Raw genomic sequence first — 17,787 nt, forward strand, 5'->3', positions numbered from 1 at the left:
AGTCAAATTTACCTAACCAAAAGGAAACCACCACGCTTTTCAAGTGTTTGGACTTGATCTTCAAGAGGGAATAAATAGCGCGCCAAATAGGAGTAATTTCCGGTTGGAGCTTCTTGCCCATTTTCAAGAAAACCATCCCAACCTATAGACCCTTGATACACTAATTGTCCCCAGCGATTATAGATCCATAGTTCAAATTCTACCTCGCAATTAGAAATACCTTCGAAAAGAGAGCCATCTTCCGGATTATACCCGGTTGGCATTCTTACCTGCGGGGCAGTCTCTACCACCTCTCCATTCCCCAAACTGACACAACCTTGACTATCGATCACAGATACATTATAGGTTCCTTTTGAGAGACCTGTTAGTAGTTCTCCACTCCCTTGACCGTCCCAGTCATACACATATGGGGCCTGGCCTCCAGCCGGGAAGGCAAATAGTTCTCCATTGCTCCCACCCGGGCAGGCAGGCTTTTCCAGCCTTACCTCCACCTCTAGCGCAGGTGGGGAGGTGATTTCAAAGGAAATTGGTAAGACGCAACCATTTGCATCTACCACTTCCCAATCATAAAGTCCTTGTGGTAAATCACTCAATTGAAGATTTCCAGAAAAAGTATTTACCCCTTCATAATCAATAGTATACGGAGAAACACCTCCGGTAATACTTAAAGAAATTGAGCCATCAGGTTTTCCAAAACAAGACACACCTACGGGGTTTTGAGATTGAAGCTCAAGAGGTAAGGGTTCAACTATTTCAATATTTTCTATTAATCTTTCACAGCCTAGTTGATCGGTGATTTTCACCGTGTAGGTACCAACTGATAAATTGCCTGCCCGCTCCTGTTGTAGATTGCCGTCATGGGACCATTCGATTTCATAGGGCCCTACTCCTCCTTGGATTTCGAGGTCAATAGCCCCTGTTTCAAAACCCGAACAACTCACCGGAATAAGCTCCTCGATTGAAACCAAAAATTCAGATTCAACTCGCACATCAAGGGTTCCTGATTCACCCTCGCAAAGGGAATCGATTAAACTTCTAACAGTATATGAAACCTCACCTGTGATATCCGGTTGATCCCAGCTAACCTCAATTTCAGGACTTCCTTGCCCACTGATGATTTGTCCTCCTGTCACGGTCCAAGTGTAAGACCTTCCTGTAGGTCCGTTTGGTACGGTGTAGGTTTGTAAAGCAGCAGGATCAAAACAAACTTGCTCCGGTCCTTCAGCTAGTATCGCGTCTATTCGTTGATTGATTACAACAGGGTATGTAATTGGCTCTCCGGGACAGCCATTAAGGGAAATAGGCGTCACTGTTAGGCTTGCATTATCATTAGCTACACCCCATCTGACGACAGCGGATAGCTCATTGATTTCCGTCAACTCTCCCCCATCGACTTCAAACTCAACCCGTTCTACATTTTCAAAATTTTCAAAGGTGTAAAGCAGCTCCTCCACTTCGGGGCAGGCCGATTCAGAACCGACTACCTCTCCTGAGGAATCCAATACCGTCACAGTGAAGGTTACTTCCTCTTGTTGATCACAGGAATTAGGACTCAAAGCTGCTAAAACAGTCACTTCATATTCACCAGCCTGACTAAATGTATGATTTACCTCTTGACCCTCTTGCAAATTACTTCCATCCCCAAAGTCCCAGACGAAATAGCTGAAATCAGGATTTTCAGAGTTGATGATCCAATCTCCAGGTTGATTCAGACAAGCCACATTATCTCCTGAGACGTCAAATTCGTAATTCGCCTGAGTTTCAAAGTTTAGATTATCCAAAGCTGCCCCAGCCGCATATCCATAAGACTCCAGTTCGCCAAATCCATAGGCATAGGCAGCAAATCCATCCGGATTTGTCAAGCGGTGAACACCTTGTGAGATATTGATTCTGGCATACAAAAAATTAGGATCTCCTGGCAAGGGAAAGAACCTTCCACCTACATTTTGTCCATCCAATATGGTACCATCCTGCGTTCCAGCTCGGACCACCACATTTACATAATGATTCACAATGGAAGGCAAGTCCAAAGAGATGAATGTTAATTGCTTCAAAAATTGTTCGCTGGGACTGTAAGTGATCATAAATGGATCTCCTGTAGTCGATCCAGGTGCAGTCGGTTCGTTACAGGCTTGGCTTTTTGAAAAAACCGAAACTGATGCAGGTTTGCTCGTCTCTATCTTACCATGCTCATTGATTCCAAATTCAAGCGGCAACCATTCTCCTTGGTCAATAGTCCCTTCCAAGGCCCCATTTACTCTTACTTCTGTTCCATCTTCAGCAGCTAGGACTTTCACTAGCTCACCCGAAGTCCGGCCAGATAGGGCTACATGCACAAAGGAACTACCCCAAGTATTGATAGGATAAGCTTGCTGAAAGAGGTGATCATTTGCCTCCCCACAATTCCCAACTGAAGTCCATTTATTTCCTCCAAATACAGCGATCTTTTTACATTCATTGGCATCGGCACCAATCACTCGTACCCGAGAACCCGTCAAATCAGCTTTTGCTTTAAGCTGATAGCTTTGTCCCCGATTCAGCCGGATGGTATAGGGAGCTCCAGCAGGGCCACCACCAATATTGCCGACAGAAGGGGTGATTTCTACTTCCGTGTCATTTTCAGTAGCGATGACCAAAAGCGTACTTTCATCATTGATATTTCCGTTGAAATTGACATTGGCAGTGAGCGTTTCATAGTGGGAGGTGATAAAATAATCTGTACCCAAGGCTGAAACTGGTAAAATGACTGTTCCGTCCGCACTTCGAAAACGTTCATTGTAGGCATGGACTGCAATTTTCCCTGTGCTGGAAATATAAATCCCCTTATTCTGGGTAACAGCTGAACTACGGTGTAGCAAATCCAAGTCCTCCGAAGGAACACGAAGCGTGTATTGTTGCCCTGCATTCAAAGAGAAATTGGCCGTCCTGCCAAGGTATTCAATACTTCCATCGGCATCTTCATTAGCTGTGATGATCAAGACTGCAAAATCCGGCGCACCTGAACCTCCATTACTCGGGGGGATCCTGTTATTATCCATAAAGCCTACCCAAAACTCCGTTCCAACTGTGGAAACCTGAGCTTTAACAGCATAAGACACAGAAAAAATTAAAATAAATATAGTGAGTAGGTAAAATCTTCCCATCCGGCTTCAGCAGCATAAATTCCCGATCAATATAAGCATAGAGACTGAAAAATGTTATCTGCTTCTTGTAAGCACTGAAATGGATTGATTAGCGGAGGAGAATAAATAGTCAAGGAAATATTTATTCCTATCTTTGCGCCTTCAAAAAAAACACAACTAGTACCATGATTTCTGTAGATAATCTTTCCCTCAAGTTTGGAAAACGAACCCTCTTCGAAGATGTAAATCTAAAATTTACACCTGGAAACTGCTATGGGGTCATCGGAGCTAATGGAGCAGGGAAATCCACTTTTTTGAAAATCCTCTCCGGTGAAATCGACAGTACCTCAGGAAGTATTCATATCACCCCCGGCCAACGGATGGCTGTTTTGAAGCAAAATCACTTCGAATTCGATGAGATAGAGGTACTGAAGACCGTGTTGATGGGTCACAAAAAACTTTACTCCATCATGGAGGAGAAAGATGCGATCTACATGAAGCCAGACTTTTCGGAAGAAGATGGCATTCGTGCATCAGAACTCGAAGCCGAATTTGCGGAAATGGATGGTTGGAATGCAGAATCTGATGCCGCAGCACTACTTTCTGGTCTAGGCATATCCGAAGACATACATTATCAGCCTATGAAAGCACTGGCTGGTAATCAAAAAGTTCGGGTTTTGCTCGCTCAAGCCCTTTTCGGCAATCCAGATATCCTGATTCTTGATGAACCGACCAACGACTTGGATGCAGAAACCATTGCTTGGCTGGAAGACTTCTTGATCAATTTTAAGAACCTAGTCATTGTCGTGTCTCACGACCGACACTTCCTGGATGAGGTCTCAACGCACATCGTAGATATTGATTTTGGTAAGATTAAAATCTTCTCAGGAAACTATACTTTCTGGTACGAATCGTCACAGCTTGCACTCAAGCAACGATCTGATCAAAACAAAAAAGCGGAGGAAAAGCGGAAGGAACTTCAGGAATTTATTGCAAGATTCTCTGCGAATGTAGCCAAGTCCAAGCAGGCAACCGCAAGAAAGAAAATGCTTGAAAAACTGAACGTGGACGACATTGAGCCAAGTTCTAGAAAATACCCGGGCATCATTTTCAAGCCAGAGCGTGAAGCTGGAGATCAGATTTTCATGTCTGAGGGTTTAGAGTTGGTGGAAGATGGAACGACCTATTTCACAGATGTAAATCTAATGGTGGACAAAGGCGATAAAATCGCTTTCATCTCCAAAACCAAGCAAGCGGTCAACAAATTCTTTGAGACCATCATGGAAGAGCAAAAGCCTACCAAAGGCACTTTCAAATGGGGGGTCACGATCAATAAAGCCTACTTACCCAATGAAAATTCCAAGTATTTTAATTCTGACCTGAACCTCATCGACTGGCTGCGGCAATATTCCAGCAATCAGGAAGAAGCTTATGTCAGAACCTTTTTAGGTCGAATGCTTTTCACAGGTGAGGAGACTTTGAAGAAATGTACAGTGCTCTCAGGAGGTGAAAAAGTCCGCTGCATGATTTCCAAAATGATGCTTCAAAATCCAAACTTCCTGGTTTTGGATGAACCTACCAATCACCTTGACCTAGAATCCATCACCGCATTTAACAATGCCGTGGTTGAATTTAACGGGACAGTCTTCATCTCCTCCTATGACCATGCGTTTGTGCAGTCCACGGTCAATAGAGTAGTAGAATTCACTCCAAATGGTGTGATTGACAGACGGACTAGCTATGATGATTACTTGGAAAGTGAGGAAATAAAAGCCTTGCGGGAAAAGATGTACGCTAAAGGCTAGTCGGGTTGTTACTGACGGCCATCATCGTTTATTTGGCAATCACCGTGGGGATCGGCATCTGGTCCTCACGGCTTGTCAAAAACTCGGGGGATTTTGTCCTAGCAGGCAGGTCTCTACCCCTCTTCCTTTCGGCTTCCGCCCTATTCGCCACTTGGTTTGGGTCAGAAACAATTTTTGGAGCATCCTCGGTCTACCTAGAAGAAGGACTTCTTGGCGTAATAGAAGATCCTTTTGGAGGCGCTCTCTGTTTGATTCTTTTTGGAGCTTTTTACTTGAAGCCCATGTATCGGATGAATGTCCTGACCATCGGGGACGTCTTTGGAAGAATCTACGGAAGGAAAGTAGAACTGACAGCATCCATTTTTATGATTCCGGCATATTTCGGTTATGTTGCTGCACAATTGGTTGCTTTGAGTTTAGTCTTAGGTGCAGTCACAGACCTTAGCATATTTCAGGGAATTATGATCGCAGCCGGAGTGGTCGTTCTTTATACCTTTCTAGGAGGAATGTGGGCCATCTCCATTACCGATTTCATTCAGACCACAGTTATTGTCATTGGTTTACTATGGGTAGCAGTCATGGTTGCCAAACAAGCGGGAGGCTTTTCTAATGTGATCGATCAAGCACCTGAGGGCAGCTTTCGATTCATTCCTGACGCCACTCCCACTGCTTGGCTCAATTACCTAGGAGCTTGGATGATTTTGGGCTTAGGTTCCATACCCAGTCAAGATATTTACCAGCGGGTGATGTCTGCCAAAAGTCAAAAAGTAGCGGTACAGTCTACCTATTTGGCCGGAATATTCTATTTGTCATTTGGTTTGCTTCCATTGTTTATTGCCTTGGGTGCTCGTGTGCTTTATCCCGAACTATCCCTAGACAATAATCAAATGCTCCTACCAAGAATGATTCTCGAGCACGGCGGATTACCCATTCAAATTGTCTTTTTCGGAGCCCTAATTTCGGCCATTATGAGTACCACTAGTTCTGGCCTGCTAGCTCCCTCTGCTATCATTTCAGAAAATATCATCAAACCCTATTTTGGACAAAATTTATCAGACAAGCACTTCCTTTGGATTCTAAGGATCAATGTAGTTTTGGTGGCAATCATCGCTACCATTATGGCTAGTTGGAAATCAAATATTTACGATCTGGTTGCTGGAGCTTCCATTTTGATGTTGGTTTCCCTGTTTGTACCGCTCACGGCAGGCTTTTATTGGAAAAAAGCCTCTCGAGGCGGAGCATTTTTGTCTATGATTGCAGGAATGCTTACTTACCTTTTCATGAATTTCATTCCTTCCGATATAGCCACCCATCTGTTTGGCTTGGCAGGCAGTATTTTGGGAATGGTCATCGGAAGTTTTCTATTTCCCAAATCAAAAATTCAATCCCATGAACTATCCTAAAATCATCCTCAAAAAAGGAAAAGAAATCTCTCTTAAAAGAAGGCATCATTGGGTATTCTCAGGCGCTATTGCTGAGCAAGAAAGCGATCTGGAAAACGGGGAGCTTGTCAGTGTCTATTCAAGAGGAGGAGAATTCTTAGGAATCGGACACTTTTCCAATGGTTCCATCATGGTAAGAATGATCTCTTTCGAAAAATCAGAAATTGATCAGAATTTTTGGGATGAAAAAATCCAGTCCGCTTTTCAACTACGAAACAGCTTGGGCTTGACAGATAGCAGCCATACCAATGTGTACCGTTTGATTCACGGGGAAGGTGATTTATTACCCGGCTTGATTATAGACTTTTACAATGGCACAGCCGTGATCCAATGTCATCAAATTGGGATGCACCAGCATCTGGAAAACATCAGCAAAGCGCTGCAGAATTGCTATGGTAAAAGGCTAAAAGCTATTTTTGATAAGAGCTCTGAGACACTGCCCAAGCATTTTGGAATCCATGAAAACAATTGGGTTTATGGTAGTCCGGATACAGATTTGGTTCAAGAATACGGAGCCACCTACCGGATTGATTGGGATAAAGGTCAGAAAACAGGCTTTTTTATCGATCAGCGAGAAAACAGAAAGCTTTTGGCGGATTATTCCAAGGGGAAGAAAGTCCTTAATACCTTCTGTTATTCAGGAGGTTTTTCAGTTTTGTCTCTTCTAGAAGGTGCAGAAGAAGTTCATTCGGTGGATATTTCGGCCAAAGCCATCGAGCTCACAGAAGAAAACATCAAGCTCAATCCTGAGATCAAAGGCAGGCACGAATCCAAAGTGGCCGATGTAGTCAAATACATCCGTGAAATAGGAGACGATTATGATATTATCGTTTTGGATCCTCCGGCTTTTGCCAAAAACATCAAAGCCCGCCACAATGCGGTTCAGGCTTACAAACGACTGAATGCAGAAGCTCTCAAACGAATTAAAAAAGGGGGAATTCTATTTACTTTTTCATGCTCTCAGGTAGTGGACAAAAACCTTTTTGCGCATACAGTCACAGCAGCTGCCATGGAAACTGGCAGGAGAACTAGAATACTTCATCAGCTTTCGCAACCTGCAGATCATCCAATCAATATTTTCCACCCTGAGACAGAGTACCTCAAAGGCTTAGTGCTATTTGTCGACTAATTTTCGGTCTTTTTGGAAACCTTTTTCCATTTTCAGCTATTTTCACACAAACAATTCGAACTATGTACACAGGATTACAACATGCACACTCCGGACTGGCTTACTTAGTGCTCATCGCACTAATAGTCGTGATCTTCTTAATGCTTATCGGCTCACTCAGTGGACGTGAGTTTACAGAAAAAGACAGAAAAATAGCACTGATTGCTTTCATCCTTTCCCATGTCCAATTACTCCTTGGCCTGATTCTTTACTTTGTGAGTCCAGTAGGACTATCGCTTCTACAAGGCGGAGGAGCTATGTCTGATCCTGCTGCTAGATTGACGGCTTTGGAGCATCCACTTATCAACATCGTGGCGATTGTGCTAATTACTATCGGCTACAGCCGTGCTAAAAAGGCTCAAACATCCCGAGCAAAATTCAGAAGTATTTACATGCTTTACGCTGTGGGTTTGGTGCTTATTCTCAGCAGAATACCTTGGAGCGCTTGGTTGGGATAGTTTTATTAAAAAAATTAAAGTCAAAAAAACCCGCTGGAATTAAGTTTTCAGCGGGTTTTTTGATTATTCGTATCGAAGGGATTCAATTGGATCCAATTTACTTGCTTTGAAAGCGGGGAAATATCCCGAGAGCAAGCCAACAACCACACAAATCACGAATGCCACAAACATCCAAAGCCACGGCACCAAGAAACCTCCTGGGCCAATGAAGTTGGCGATGACATTTCCGATGGTAATCCCCAGTAAAACGCCTACCACTCCACCAAAAAGGCAAATCACAATTGCCTCGATCAAAAACTGCTGACGGATCCGAAGTGGAGTTGCGCCCAAAGCTTTCCGGATTCCAATTTCACGAGTTCGCTCGGTAACTGAAACGAGCATGATATTCATAAGACCAATTGATGCACCCAAAAGGGTGATAAACCCGATTCCAAAACCTCCAATTCGCAAGTAACCTGCTACTTCCTCCAAGCTCTCAGCCACAGACTCACTTTTTGTCAGTTCAAAAGAATCCTCTTCAGTTACTCTGTCTTGACGGATTTTTCTCATAATCCCAATCGCCTGACCCATTTCATACTCCAATCTATCCGGTCCAGAAGCCACGGAAGTAGCCTGATATCGGAAGGTACCACGTTGATCCAGTCGAGAAGCATTTTCCACAGGAATCAATATCTGACGATCAGCTCCTTGATCATTACCTACGCCTCCTTGCTCTTCCAATACCCCAATTACGGTATAAGGTCGGCCATAGACAGTTATCTTTTCATTGACTGGATTCTCGTTTGATTCAAATAGTATCTCCTTGATCTCCTTTCCAATGATGCAGACATTGTTTCCATAGCGGATCTCGACATTTGAAAAGTTTCGCCCTGCATCCAACTTAATGGCCTTGATAGAAAGATAATTATCATCGGCTCCTACTACTCGAACATTTGGATCAGACTTTTTAGAGTCCCTTTTAACCTCAGCGGAACCCGACACTCGGGTGAAAACTGTGGAAATCCCATAGGCAGAGTATTCATTCTTGAACTCCATGAATTCCTTGTAAGTAATGATCGGATAGGTCTTCTCCTTCTCCCCTTCTTGGATGGCTCTACCTCCGGAAAACCCCCTATTTCGCAGGTCAAAAGTATTGGCACCCAATCCAGAAAAACTCTCGGCAATCTGTGCTTTGATTCCGTCAATGGCTGTCAACATTCCAACCAAGGAAGAAATCCCAATGGCAATGATGGCACCAGTCAAAATTGTCCGCAGGATATTCACCTGCACTGACTTGGTCGCCTCACGCATATTTTCGATCAAATTCATATTCTGTCCGCTTTTAGAACAATTTCTTTATTCAAAATTTATTTCTGCCAATAAGTATAAGCATTTCACGAAGATACTTCCTAAGATATTGCTTAATGCATTCGATCACCTCGGAGCTCCATATTTTTCATTACCTCAGCCTCGAATTCAAGCCATTCCTTCCAACGCTTATTTACTTTTTCAGGATCTTGGTATTTTCTGGCTAAATCAATAAAGGTCACATAATGGCCAGCCTCCGAGATCATCAACTCATAGTAAAATTTCCGAAGCTCCTCATCCTCAATATTTTTGGACAGAAGCTTGAATCTTTCACAGCTTCTTGCCTCAATGAGTGCATTCATGAGTAATCCTTCTGTCAGCTGATCTTTTCTGCTCCCCCCTTTGCGAACAAAGTCATTAAGCTTTGCCACATATTCATCTTTTCGTTGCTTCCCAAATCGCATCCCTCTTTTACGAAGCTGTTCCATGACCCGCTCAAAATGTCCCCACTCCTCCGCTACGATCGGAGTCAAAGTATCAACAAGTTCATCCAAATCATTGTATCGGATGATCAAGGAAATGCAGGAGGAAGCCGCCTTTTGCTCGCAATAAGCATGATCAACCAAAATATCTTCAATCTGCATCTCAGCTATTCCCACCCATCGGGGATCTGTAGGTAGCTGGAGATTCAGCATTTTTTCTTTCGTACTTTCTTGCCAACTCATCAGTCAACCAATCTTTTTCTTCAAACGTCTTTTAATCAAACCTCAATTCATCCTTCAGGTTCAGGACACCATCAATCGAATAAATACCATGTGATTCCCAAATCAATAAAGGATCGAATTCCAGTGTAGTCAGGCGTTACAAAATACCCCTCTCGACTCATCATCCCCGAATTCAAATGATTGTATTTCAGCAAAACTCGAGTTCTGTTGATTCGGAAATTCAAAAACACGTCAACCACCGGATAGGCATACACATCAAAGGTGTTTTGGAGGTAAAACTGCTGATGAGATGGCCAATAGGCATCCGCAAAATAAGAAGAGTGATAGCGAATATCCAATCCAAACTGCAGGAATACATTTTCATCAAATGCAGGACTATCGAAGTAAAAACGGGTATTTGCAAATAACTCAGGAATTCGAAATGCATCAGCTGCCCCTCCGGATACACTTGTGAAAATCACTTCAGCATCCCACTGGAATTTTTTACCTACCCGGATAGCTGATTTTACACTTGGCATCAGCATAAACGCTTCTCCATCTGCCTGAACAGGTAACCTGTTTTCATCAAAATAGATGTAATTATTTACTCGGTTGATAGTCAAGCCCGGTCTTATTTTAGCTTTGCCGATATCTAGTTTTAGCGTCCCGGTAACTTGGTCCACGCCAACATTGTCGAAATCATTGTCCCAGTTGAAGTGATTACCGGCATATCGCTGCTGCATGGAACTGGGTTTGTAAAGTGCCTTGGTATATTCCACATCCAGCCAGGGAGATTGAAAAACTCCATGAATCCGAAAGGCACCGGGAAGTAGGTATTCCCCATCTGCACTTAATGACCACTTCTCGGAAAGTTTGCCGATAAGTTGCCCGCCGATAAATACCTCATTGAAGGTATTGTCGCTTTCGAAAGCAGGGTTTTGCATTCTACCATTTCGGAGCATTGCATAGGCATTGTAGAAAAAGCCTCCGAAGGTTCCCTTCAATCCGAATTCATTTTTCCATTCCGAAAAATCATGGATATTTCTCGTGGTGTCGGGCTCCAGCAATCTAGCAGAGGGATAAAAAAGAGAGTCAGTCGAATTCAGCAAGGCATCAAACCTGATATCCTGACTCTTTCTATCGAAAACGTGATAGATCTGGAGGCCATCCCTTACCTTATACTCGTGATAGAAATGGTAATCCTGTCTCAGGTCTCTCGCTTGGGAGTTTCGCAACCAAACTTTGGCATCTTCATAGGTGAAATAAACTGAGGTAGAGTCCTCTTCAGGAGGAATAATTCCACCAATCTCGTTTACTACATGCCTCATCCTTGAGAAATTGCCTAGAAGCCAATATCGGCCATTTTCAGAACGATAATTGGTATGCAGCGAGTAGGATGTCTGCTCCACCATATTGTCATCCCTCGCGATTGGATTTAGTGTTTTTCGGGAGCGAATTGTATGGAATTCAAATCCAATATTCCATCGCGGATTCACATTTCGGGCAAACTCCAAATCCAGCATATTTCGATTCCCTCCACCAAAAAATGCTGACATATTGGTAAAGGGAGACTTGGTATCGAAGTACTTTCTGGTTTCGGGATTGTGATAATAAATGTCGTATGCATGAAATCCAGATCGAGTACCAATTTGATCAGGTATTTCATAAAAAATAGGCTGGGCAGCGGAGCCGATATTTCCCAAGTCCTGATATTTCCAACCACCCTTTGCACGAGGGTCATAATTATGAAAATTGGTCAATGAAGTATCTTGGGGATAAAGTGTCAAACTGTTTCGCTTGATATCTTTTTCATAGAAAAACAAGGCAGTGGTAGGCCCAAAAACCATCCGGGTACTATCGTCCAAAAGAGTTCTCCTACCCGTTTGCTCCTCTCCTTCAACTTCTCCCTGCTGCAAAGCTTCCTGCTGCACTCGCTGATTTGGGTTTTGAACCTGCCGTCCATTTTGGGGAATAGGGCGCTGCGCAAAGGAATGCTGAATCAATCCTAAAAAAAAGAATATAAATACTGCGAGTATGGATTTATTCACCTTTGTGGTCTTTTCCAAAGACTTTTTGTTGGATTAGTTGTAATAGCGCTGTCGCTTCCTCTTGCTCAAACTGGGCCTCTATTGGTAGGACAAAAATCGGAATTTCTCCCAAAAATCCTTTCTTAAGCTGGGATTTAACTTTTACCCCATCTTTCTCTGTCGTCAAAAAGACCAAATTCTTACTTCCATGAGCTGATGCCTTTTGCTTGAGCAACTCATAATCCTTTTCAGAATAAGCGTGATGATCAGGAAAATCTACCACATCCAAGACTTGATAATTCTTCTCACAATAAGCCCTCAGCGCACTGGAATCGGCCAAACCACTGAAAAGAATCACATGTGGGGAAAAAGCCTCTTGATGATTTATAGGTTGAGGCTTTCCATAATCGATAGAAGAAAAGAATACAGGTGTAGTATCACCCGAATAAGACTGAATTTGCCTCCTCATCTCATCTTCTTGCTGCAAAGTTCGAGAGCTTGGACATTTGGTCACCACTATCACATCGCCTCTTTTAGCACCTTGGCGACTTTCCCGAAGTCTTCCTGTTGGCAGGAGAAAATCCCTAAAAAAAGGATCATTCCAAGTAGTCAACAGAATATAAGCCTGTGCACGAATAGCCCTATGCTGAAAGGCATCATCTAGTATCAGTAAACTTGGGACCTTAGGCTCTTTCAAGATTTCTTCCACTCCCAAAACACGATTCTCAGAGACAAAAACCTGAATATCCTGTCCGTACTTTTGGTGTAATTGGTAGGGTTCATCACCTACTTCTGCCACTTTTGAGTCTGAGTTGACTCTTCGAAAACCCTTTGTTATCCTTCCATAACCTCTTGACAAGGTGGCTACAGCATGATCCGAGCGAAAGCTTCGAATCAGAAATTCAACCATGGGAGTTTTGCCGGTCCCTCCCACTCTTAAGTTACCAACGACAACCGCCGGAATCTTGGAATCAGTGCATTTGAAAAGACCCCAGTGATAAAACGCATTGCGTAGGCGGGTGATGCCATCGTAGAGAACAGAAAAAGGAAACAAAAGAAAAAGCAACCCTCGCATCTAGAAGAATTCTTATTTTTGATCAAAGAAACAAAAAACCATGGAATACAAAATCCGAGACATCATTTCATTTTTAGATCAACTTGCACCTCCTGCCTACCAAGAGTCCTACGACAATGCACAGCTGATAGCAGGAGATCCCAATCAGCCTGTCAAAGGCATACTTTGTTCTTTGGATTGCACGGAGGAGGTAATAGACGAGGCTATCCAACTCGGAGTAAATTTGGTGGTGGCCCATCATCCGATTGTCTTCAAAGGTCTGAAAAGCCTCACGGGGAAAAACTACGTGGAGCGAACTGTCATCAAAGCAATCAAAAACGATGTCGCGATTTTCGCCATTCATACCAATCTCGACCATGTCTCCCATGGAGTAAACAAGCGGATCGCAGATCGTCTTTCACTTCTCAATCCCAAGATTCTTCAGCCCAAAAAGGGGATTTTAAGCAAGCTTACTTTTTTTGTGCCTAAAGACTCAAAAAACCAAGTGCTAGGCGCTGTCTACCAAGCCGGTGCAGGACAGATTGGGGAATACAAAGACTGTTCTTTTCAAGTCAATGGAATGGGAACTTTTACTCCATCCGATGCCGCCAATCCATACTCAGGAAAAGCCGGGGTTCCATCCTACGAACCTGAAGTTCGAGCGGAAGTAATTCTGCCAAAATATTTGAGTCAAAAGGTGGTGTCTGCGATGAAAAAAAGCCATCCTTATGAAGAAGTGGCCTTCTACCTTCAAGACCTTGAAAACGAAAATCAGGAGGTAGGTGCTGGAATGATAGGGGAATTGGAATCGCCAATGGATGAGCTAGACTTTTTGGACTATCTCAAAGAGCGAATGAACCTTCAGGTAGTGAGGCACACGGCACTTCGCTGGAAACCTATCAAAAAAGTAGCTGTTTGTGGCGGGGCAGGAATATTCCTTTTGGGAGATGCAAAAAGACAAGGCGCGGATGCTTTTGTGACCGCAGACGTCAAATACCATGAGTTTTTTGATGCAGAGGGCCAGCTCATGCTTTGCGATATCGGGCACTATGAAAGCGAAATTTTTACAAAAGAGTTACTATCAGAACTATTGTCGCAAAATTTTCCTAATATTGCACTCTATTTGACGAAAGTAGTTACAAATCCCACATCCTACCGATAGTACATGGAAAGTACAGTAGCACAAAAACTCGACGCTATACACAATTTACAGCTGATAGATTCTAAACTGGATGCGATCATCAAAGTACGGGGAGCACTGCCTGAGGAGGTTCAGGATCTCGAAGATGAAATCGCCGGTTATGAGACCAGACTTGAAAAATTCCGAAATGAAATTGAAGCCTACGAACAGGACATCAAGAATTTCAAGGAAAGCATTAAAGAGTCTGAAAAACTGATTAAGAAATATCAGGAGCAGCAAATGAATGTTCGCAATAACCGCGAATACGATGCTATCACTAAGGAATTGGAGCTTCAGGATCTTGAAATTCAAGTTTCGAAAAAGAAGATCGCAGAAGCAGGCGCAAAAATCGACCAGAAGAAATTAGATCTTGATGATTTGAATGCTGTCATGAAGGACAGACAGAAAGATCTAGATCAAAAGAAAGACGAATTGTCTACAATTGTCTCCGAAAGTGAGGCAGAAGAAGATAAGTTGAGATCAGAAAGAGAAAAATCCATCAAAAAAGTGGATGACAGACTCTACAGATCTTATGAAAAAATCAGAGCTAATGCGAGAAATGGTCTTGCAGTAGTGATGGTGAAGCGTGGAGCTTGTGGCGGTTGTTTCAATACCGTTCCACCACAGCGTCAGGCAGATATTCGTGAAAAGAAGAAACTCATTGTGTGTGAGCACTGCGGAAGAATCTTGGCAGGCGTCGAAGACGAAATCGTCGAAGAAAAGCCAAAAAAGAAGCGTACCGCAAAAGCTTAATAAAATTCAAACCCCGGGAAATTTTCTCGGGGTTTATTTTTTGCCTTCAAACAAATTTGCTTTCCGAGGACTTTAATGTTTATATTAAGGCATGAGAAAGTTTCTGGCAGTCATATTATTCACTTTTGTAGGACTACAGGTTCAAGCGATTCAACCAGAATCCAAAACTTTTTTGGTCATCTTCCAATCTCAGGAACTCAAACAGCATAAAATAGCACTGAATCAGATAGAAGAGCAATTTTCTTCTTTTGATACCAAAAGCTACGAAGGCAACTCTGAACTTGCCCTTTTCATTGAAATTCCTTCCTGTGATTTTGATGAATGCTTTCTTGGCGACTTTTTAGTAGAAGTTTCAGGAAAAAAATCTTTAAAACTTGAAGACATTGCATTTCGAGTTTATGATTTGACCAAGAATGAATCAGTTTTTGAGAATTTTCTGAGTGAGCAAACACAGATCAAGGAGTCAAAAGCCAAAAGCCGTAAATTGCTTACAGAGCTTTAAGATGGGCTCGGTCATTTGCTTTTCGTAGCACAAATCTATCCTCTCCAAGTTGCTCCAGTAAATAAAGACACAGATTGCTGTGCTCAAATTGATCCATGTAGCGCAGGTCGTAGTGAAAAATCAAACTCAAAAATATACGCATGGCTCTACCATGCATACAAACCAGAATTGTTTCTCCCGGACCCGAAATTATTTTATCTATCCCCCGCTGTAGCCTTACCGCTACTTGATTGGGACTTTCTCCTCCGGCTATCGCATAGTCTAAATTTCCTTCCTGCCACTGATGCAGCATATGCAGGTAATACTCATTTTCCTGTGGAGTCATCGGAGTTCCTTCGTATTCACCCCATGAAATCTCATTCAATTCCGCTAAAGCTGTGGTGGGAATTCCTCTATCCACAAATTGCTGGATGGACTGGCGAGTTCGAATGAGAGAAGTATGGTAGATCTGATCAAACTCGACATCCTTGTATGCTTCAAAAAATGCAGCTGCTTGAGATCTACCGGTTTCATTGATAGGTGCGTCTATCCCACTTCCCTGTACTACTCCTTTGAGATTGAAATCGGTCTGCCCATGTCTGACTAAGTAAATTTTTTTTCGCTGCATTTTCTATATTTTTGTCAAAGTTCAAATAAAATCAATTCCCAATAGAATTCATGGTTTTTAAAACAAAGCCTTCCTTGCAACAGCTCAACCAAAGCGGTCAAAACACCATGGTGAGCCATCTGGATATTGTTTTTACAGAAATTGGGGATGACTTCATATGTGCAACCATGCCCGTAGATAGCAGAACCAAACAACCGATGGGCTTGTTACACGGTGGAGCGAATGTAGTGCTAGCAGAGACGCTGGGAAGCGTAGCAGCTTCCTTAACCATTGATTTGAAGAGTCAAACTTGTGTTGGATTGGAAATCAACGCAAACCACCTCAAATCTGTCCGTTCAGGAAGAGTAAAAGGCATTGCAAAAGCCATACATTTAGGAAAAAGTACCCAGGTTTGGGAAATAAAAATCTATAACGAACAAGAGGCCCTTTGCTGCGTAAGCAGAATTACAATGGCTATTTTAGATAAAAAATGATTGAATCCTTAGCAGCCAAATCCATTTCCCAGTACGAGGCTCTTCAGCAAATTCTTCATGCAGGATTCCAATTCGGTGGTTCTTTTGCTTTGTGGAAAAGACCAAAAAGTAATGAGTTGGAAGTGGTTTTCGATGATTCGAAGCTGGCAAGAAAAGTCAATATTTCTCTCGAAGATGTGCCTTCCGGCTTTATAGTTCATCCTTTTGAAGATCAAGCCGATCATTCGGCCTTTTTTATAGAATCCAAGGAGTATTTTAAAATCCCTTTTGCAAAAGATCAAAGCGAAACCAACCTACCCGAATGGATTCAGAAGTTTGCTGAACAAGGAGATAGATCTCTTCAATTTGCTCCAGATCATTTCCCTAAACTTTCTGCTCAAGAGATCAAAAAAAACGGAGGAGATAAAGAACACTTTCTAGAGCTAGTTCGAAAAAGTATAGAAGCTGTCAAAATGGGATCCATGGAGAAAGTGGTTCCTGCGCGAACCAAAACCTTGGTATTGACAGAAGATTTTGACTTGGGAAAAAGCTTGCTGGATCTAATCCACACCTATCCCAATTCATTTGTGAATTTCTTCCACCTACCCGATGTAGGTACTTGGATGGGAGCTAGCCCTGAGATATTAATTGAGACCAGTGGAGACCATTTTTATACCATGTCCCTTGCTGGCACCCAAGTAGCCCAAGGAGAAAACCCTTTGAAATCAGCCGCCTGGACTCAGAAGGAAATTGAGGAACAAGCACTTGTCAGTCGATACATTGTAGATTGTTTTAAGAAAATCAGACTTCGAGAATACGAAGAACATGGTCCAAAAACGGTTATGGCCGGAAATCTTTTGCATCTTCGATCTGATTTTCGGGTGAATATGAAAGAGACCAACTTTCCACAGCTCGGATCTGTCATGCTACAACTCCTCCACCCTACTTCAGCAGTCTGCGGGATGCCGAGAAAAGAGGCGCATGAGTTTCTAAAAGCGAATGAAGGTTTTGACAGGAAGTTTTTTGCAGGCTTCATCGGACCGGTCAACATTGAGAATAAAACATCCATCTATGTCAATCTACGGACGGCCTCGCTAAGTCAGGACACTATTACTCTCTATGCGGGTGCTGGAGTGACCGAAGATTCTGATCCAGAGAAGGAATGGGAAGAGACTGAGGTGAAATGTAATATCATCGGAAAATTCATTCAAACAGTCAAAAATTGA

15 protein-coding genes are annotated in these 17,787 nt (G+C 42.8%); 9 read left to right on the top strand and 6 right to left on the bottom strand.

Annotated elements, in window-relative coordinates:
* Positions 1-8: 8 nt before the first annotated feature.
* Positions 9-3,098 (bottom strand): PKD domain-containing protein, encoded by a 3,090-nt coding sequence (locus OU792_RS09970; protein ID WP_274670078.1) that lies wholly within the window; start codon positions 3,096-3,098, stop codon positions 9-11.
* 209 nt (positions 3,099-3,307) lie between these two features.
* Between OU792_RS09970 and OU792_RS09975 the strand changes: the two genes are divergently transcribed.
* The 4 genes from OU792_RS09975 to OU792_RS09990 all read left to right on the top strand — a co-directional run bounded on the left by OU792_RS09975 (position 3,308) and on the right by OU792_RS09990 (position 7,995).
* Positions 3,308-4,927 (top strand): ABC-F family ATP-binding cassette domain-containing protein, encoded by a 1,620-nt coding sequence (locus OU792_RS09975; RefSeq protein ID WP_274670079.1) that lies wholly within the window; start codon positions 3,308-3,310, stop codon positions 4,925-4,927.
* 5 nt (positions 4,928-4,932) lie between these two features.
* Positions 4,933-6,330, top strand: coding sequence for a sodium:solute symporter family protein (locus OU792_RS09980; RefSeq protein WP_274670080.1), 1,398 nt, complete (start codon positions 4,933-4,935; stop codon positions 6,328-6,330).
* Positions 6,317-7,498 carry a class I SAM-dependent rRNA methyltransferase gene (locus OU792_RS09985; protein WP_274670081.1) on the top strand — a complete coding sequence of 394 codons (1,182 nt, stop codon included), beginning with the start codon at positions 6,317-6,319 and terminating at the stop codon, positions 7,496-7,498. Before OU792_RS09980 ends, OU792_RS09985 begins: the two co-directional genes overlap by 14 nt.
* A 62-nt stretch (positions 7,499-7,560) precedes the next feature.
* Entirely contained in the window at positions 7,561-7,995 is a 435-nt protein-coding gene (locus OU792_RS09990) for a hypothetical protein (RefSeq protein WP_274670082.1), read from the top strand.
* 63 nt (positions 7,996-8,058) lie between these two features.
* On the opposite strand, the gene OU792_RS09995 is transcribed toward OU792_RS09990, so the two are convergent.
* The 4 genes from OU792_RS09995 to lpxK form a co-directional block, all read right to left on the bottom strand.
* The gene (locus OU792_RS09995) at positions 8,059-9,303 is read right to left on the bottom strand and encodes an ABC transporter permease (protein WP_100629965.1); all 1,245 of its coding nucleotides are present in this window, start codon (positions 9,301-9,303) and stop codon (positions 8,059-8,061) included.
* Positions 9,304-9,395: 92 nt separating this feature from the next.
* Positions 9,396-10,007: a tRNA-(ms[2]io[6]A)-hydroxylase gene (gene miaE, locus OU792_RS10000; protein ID WP_208325317.1), complete on the bottom strand. Its 612-nt coding sequence runs from the start codon at positions 10,005-10,007 to the stop codon at positions 9,396-9,398.
* Positions 10,008-10,078: 71 nt separating this feature from the next.
* Positions 10,079-12,052, bottom strand: a complete 1,974-nt coding sequence (locus OU792_RS10005; protein ID WP_274670083.1) for a putative porin — start codon at positions 12,050-12,052, stop codon at positions 10,079-10,081.
* Positions 12,027-13,088 carry a tetraacyldisaccharide 4'-kinase gene (lpxK, locus tag OU792_RS10010; RefSeq protein WP_222583513.1) on the bottom strand — a complete coding sequence of 354 codons (1,062 nt, stop codon included), beginning with the start codon at positions 13,086-13,088 and terminating at the stop codon, positions 12,027-12,029. The genes OU792_RS10005 and lpxK overlap by 26 nt, the downstream gene beginning before the upstream one ends.
* Positions 13,089-13,128: 40 nt before the next feature.
* Here lpxK and OU792_RS10015 point away from each other — a divergent pair, with 40 nt between their 5' ends.
* From OU792_RS10015 to OU792_RS10025, 3 genes are all read left to right on the top strand, one after another.
* A complete protein-coding gene (locus OU792_RS10015) occupies positions 13,129-14,229 on the top strand; it encodes a Nif3-like dinuclear metal center hexameric protein (RefSeq protein WP_274670084.1) in 1,101 nt (366 codons plus the stop codon).
* Positions 14,230-14,232: 3 nt separating this feature from the next.
* Entirely contained in the window at positions 14,233-15,000 is a 768-nt protein-coding gene (locus tag OU792_RS10020) for a zinc ribbon domain-containing protein (RefSeq protein WP_100629961.1), read from the top strand.
* Positions 15,001-15,091: 91 nt separating this feature from the next.
* A complete protein-coding gene (locus OU792_RS10025) occupies positions 15,092-15,502 on the top strand; it encodes a hypothetical protein (protein ID WP_134202782.1) in 411 nt (136 codons plus the stop codon).
* On the opposite strand, the gene OU792_RS10030 is transcribed toward OU792_RS10025, so the two are convergent.
* The gene (locus tag OU792_RS10030; RefSeq protein WP_274670085.1) at positions 15,489-16,109 is read right to left on the bottom strand and encodes a histidine phosphatase family protein; all 621 of its coding nucleotides are present in this window, start codon (positions 16,107-16,109) and stop codon (positions 15,489-15,491) included. The two genes, OU792_RS10025 and OU792_RS10030, sit on opposite strands and share 14 nt — an antisense overlap.
* A 50-nt stretch (positions 16,110-16,159) precedes the next feature.
* Here OU792_RS10030 and OU792_RS10035 point away from each other — a divergent pair, with 50 nt between their 5' ends.
* On the top strand, positions 16,160-16,582 hold the full coding sequence (locus OU792_RS10035) for a hotdog fold thioesterase (RefSeq protein WP_026947439.1): 423 nt from the start codon (positions 16,160-16,162) through the stop codon (positions 16,580-16,582).
* The gene (locus OU792_RS10040; protein ID WP_274670086.1) at positions 16,579-17,787 is read left to right on the top strand and encodes a chorismate-binding protein; all 1,209 of its coding nucleotides are present in this window, start codon (positions 16,579-16,581) and stop codon (positions 17,785-17,787) included. Before OU792_RS10035 ends, OU792_RS10040 begins: the two co-directional genes overlap by 4 nt.

Source organism: Algoriphagus sp. NF (assembly GCF_028823735.1).
Classification (GTDB): domain Bacteria; phylum Bacteroidota; class Bacteroidia; order Cytophagales; family Cyclobacteriaceae; genus Algoriphagus; species Algoriphagus marincola.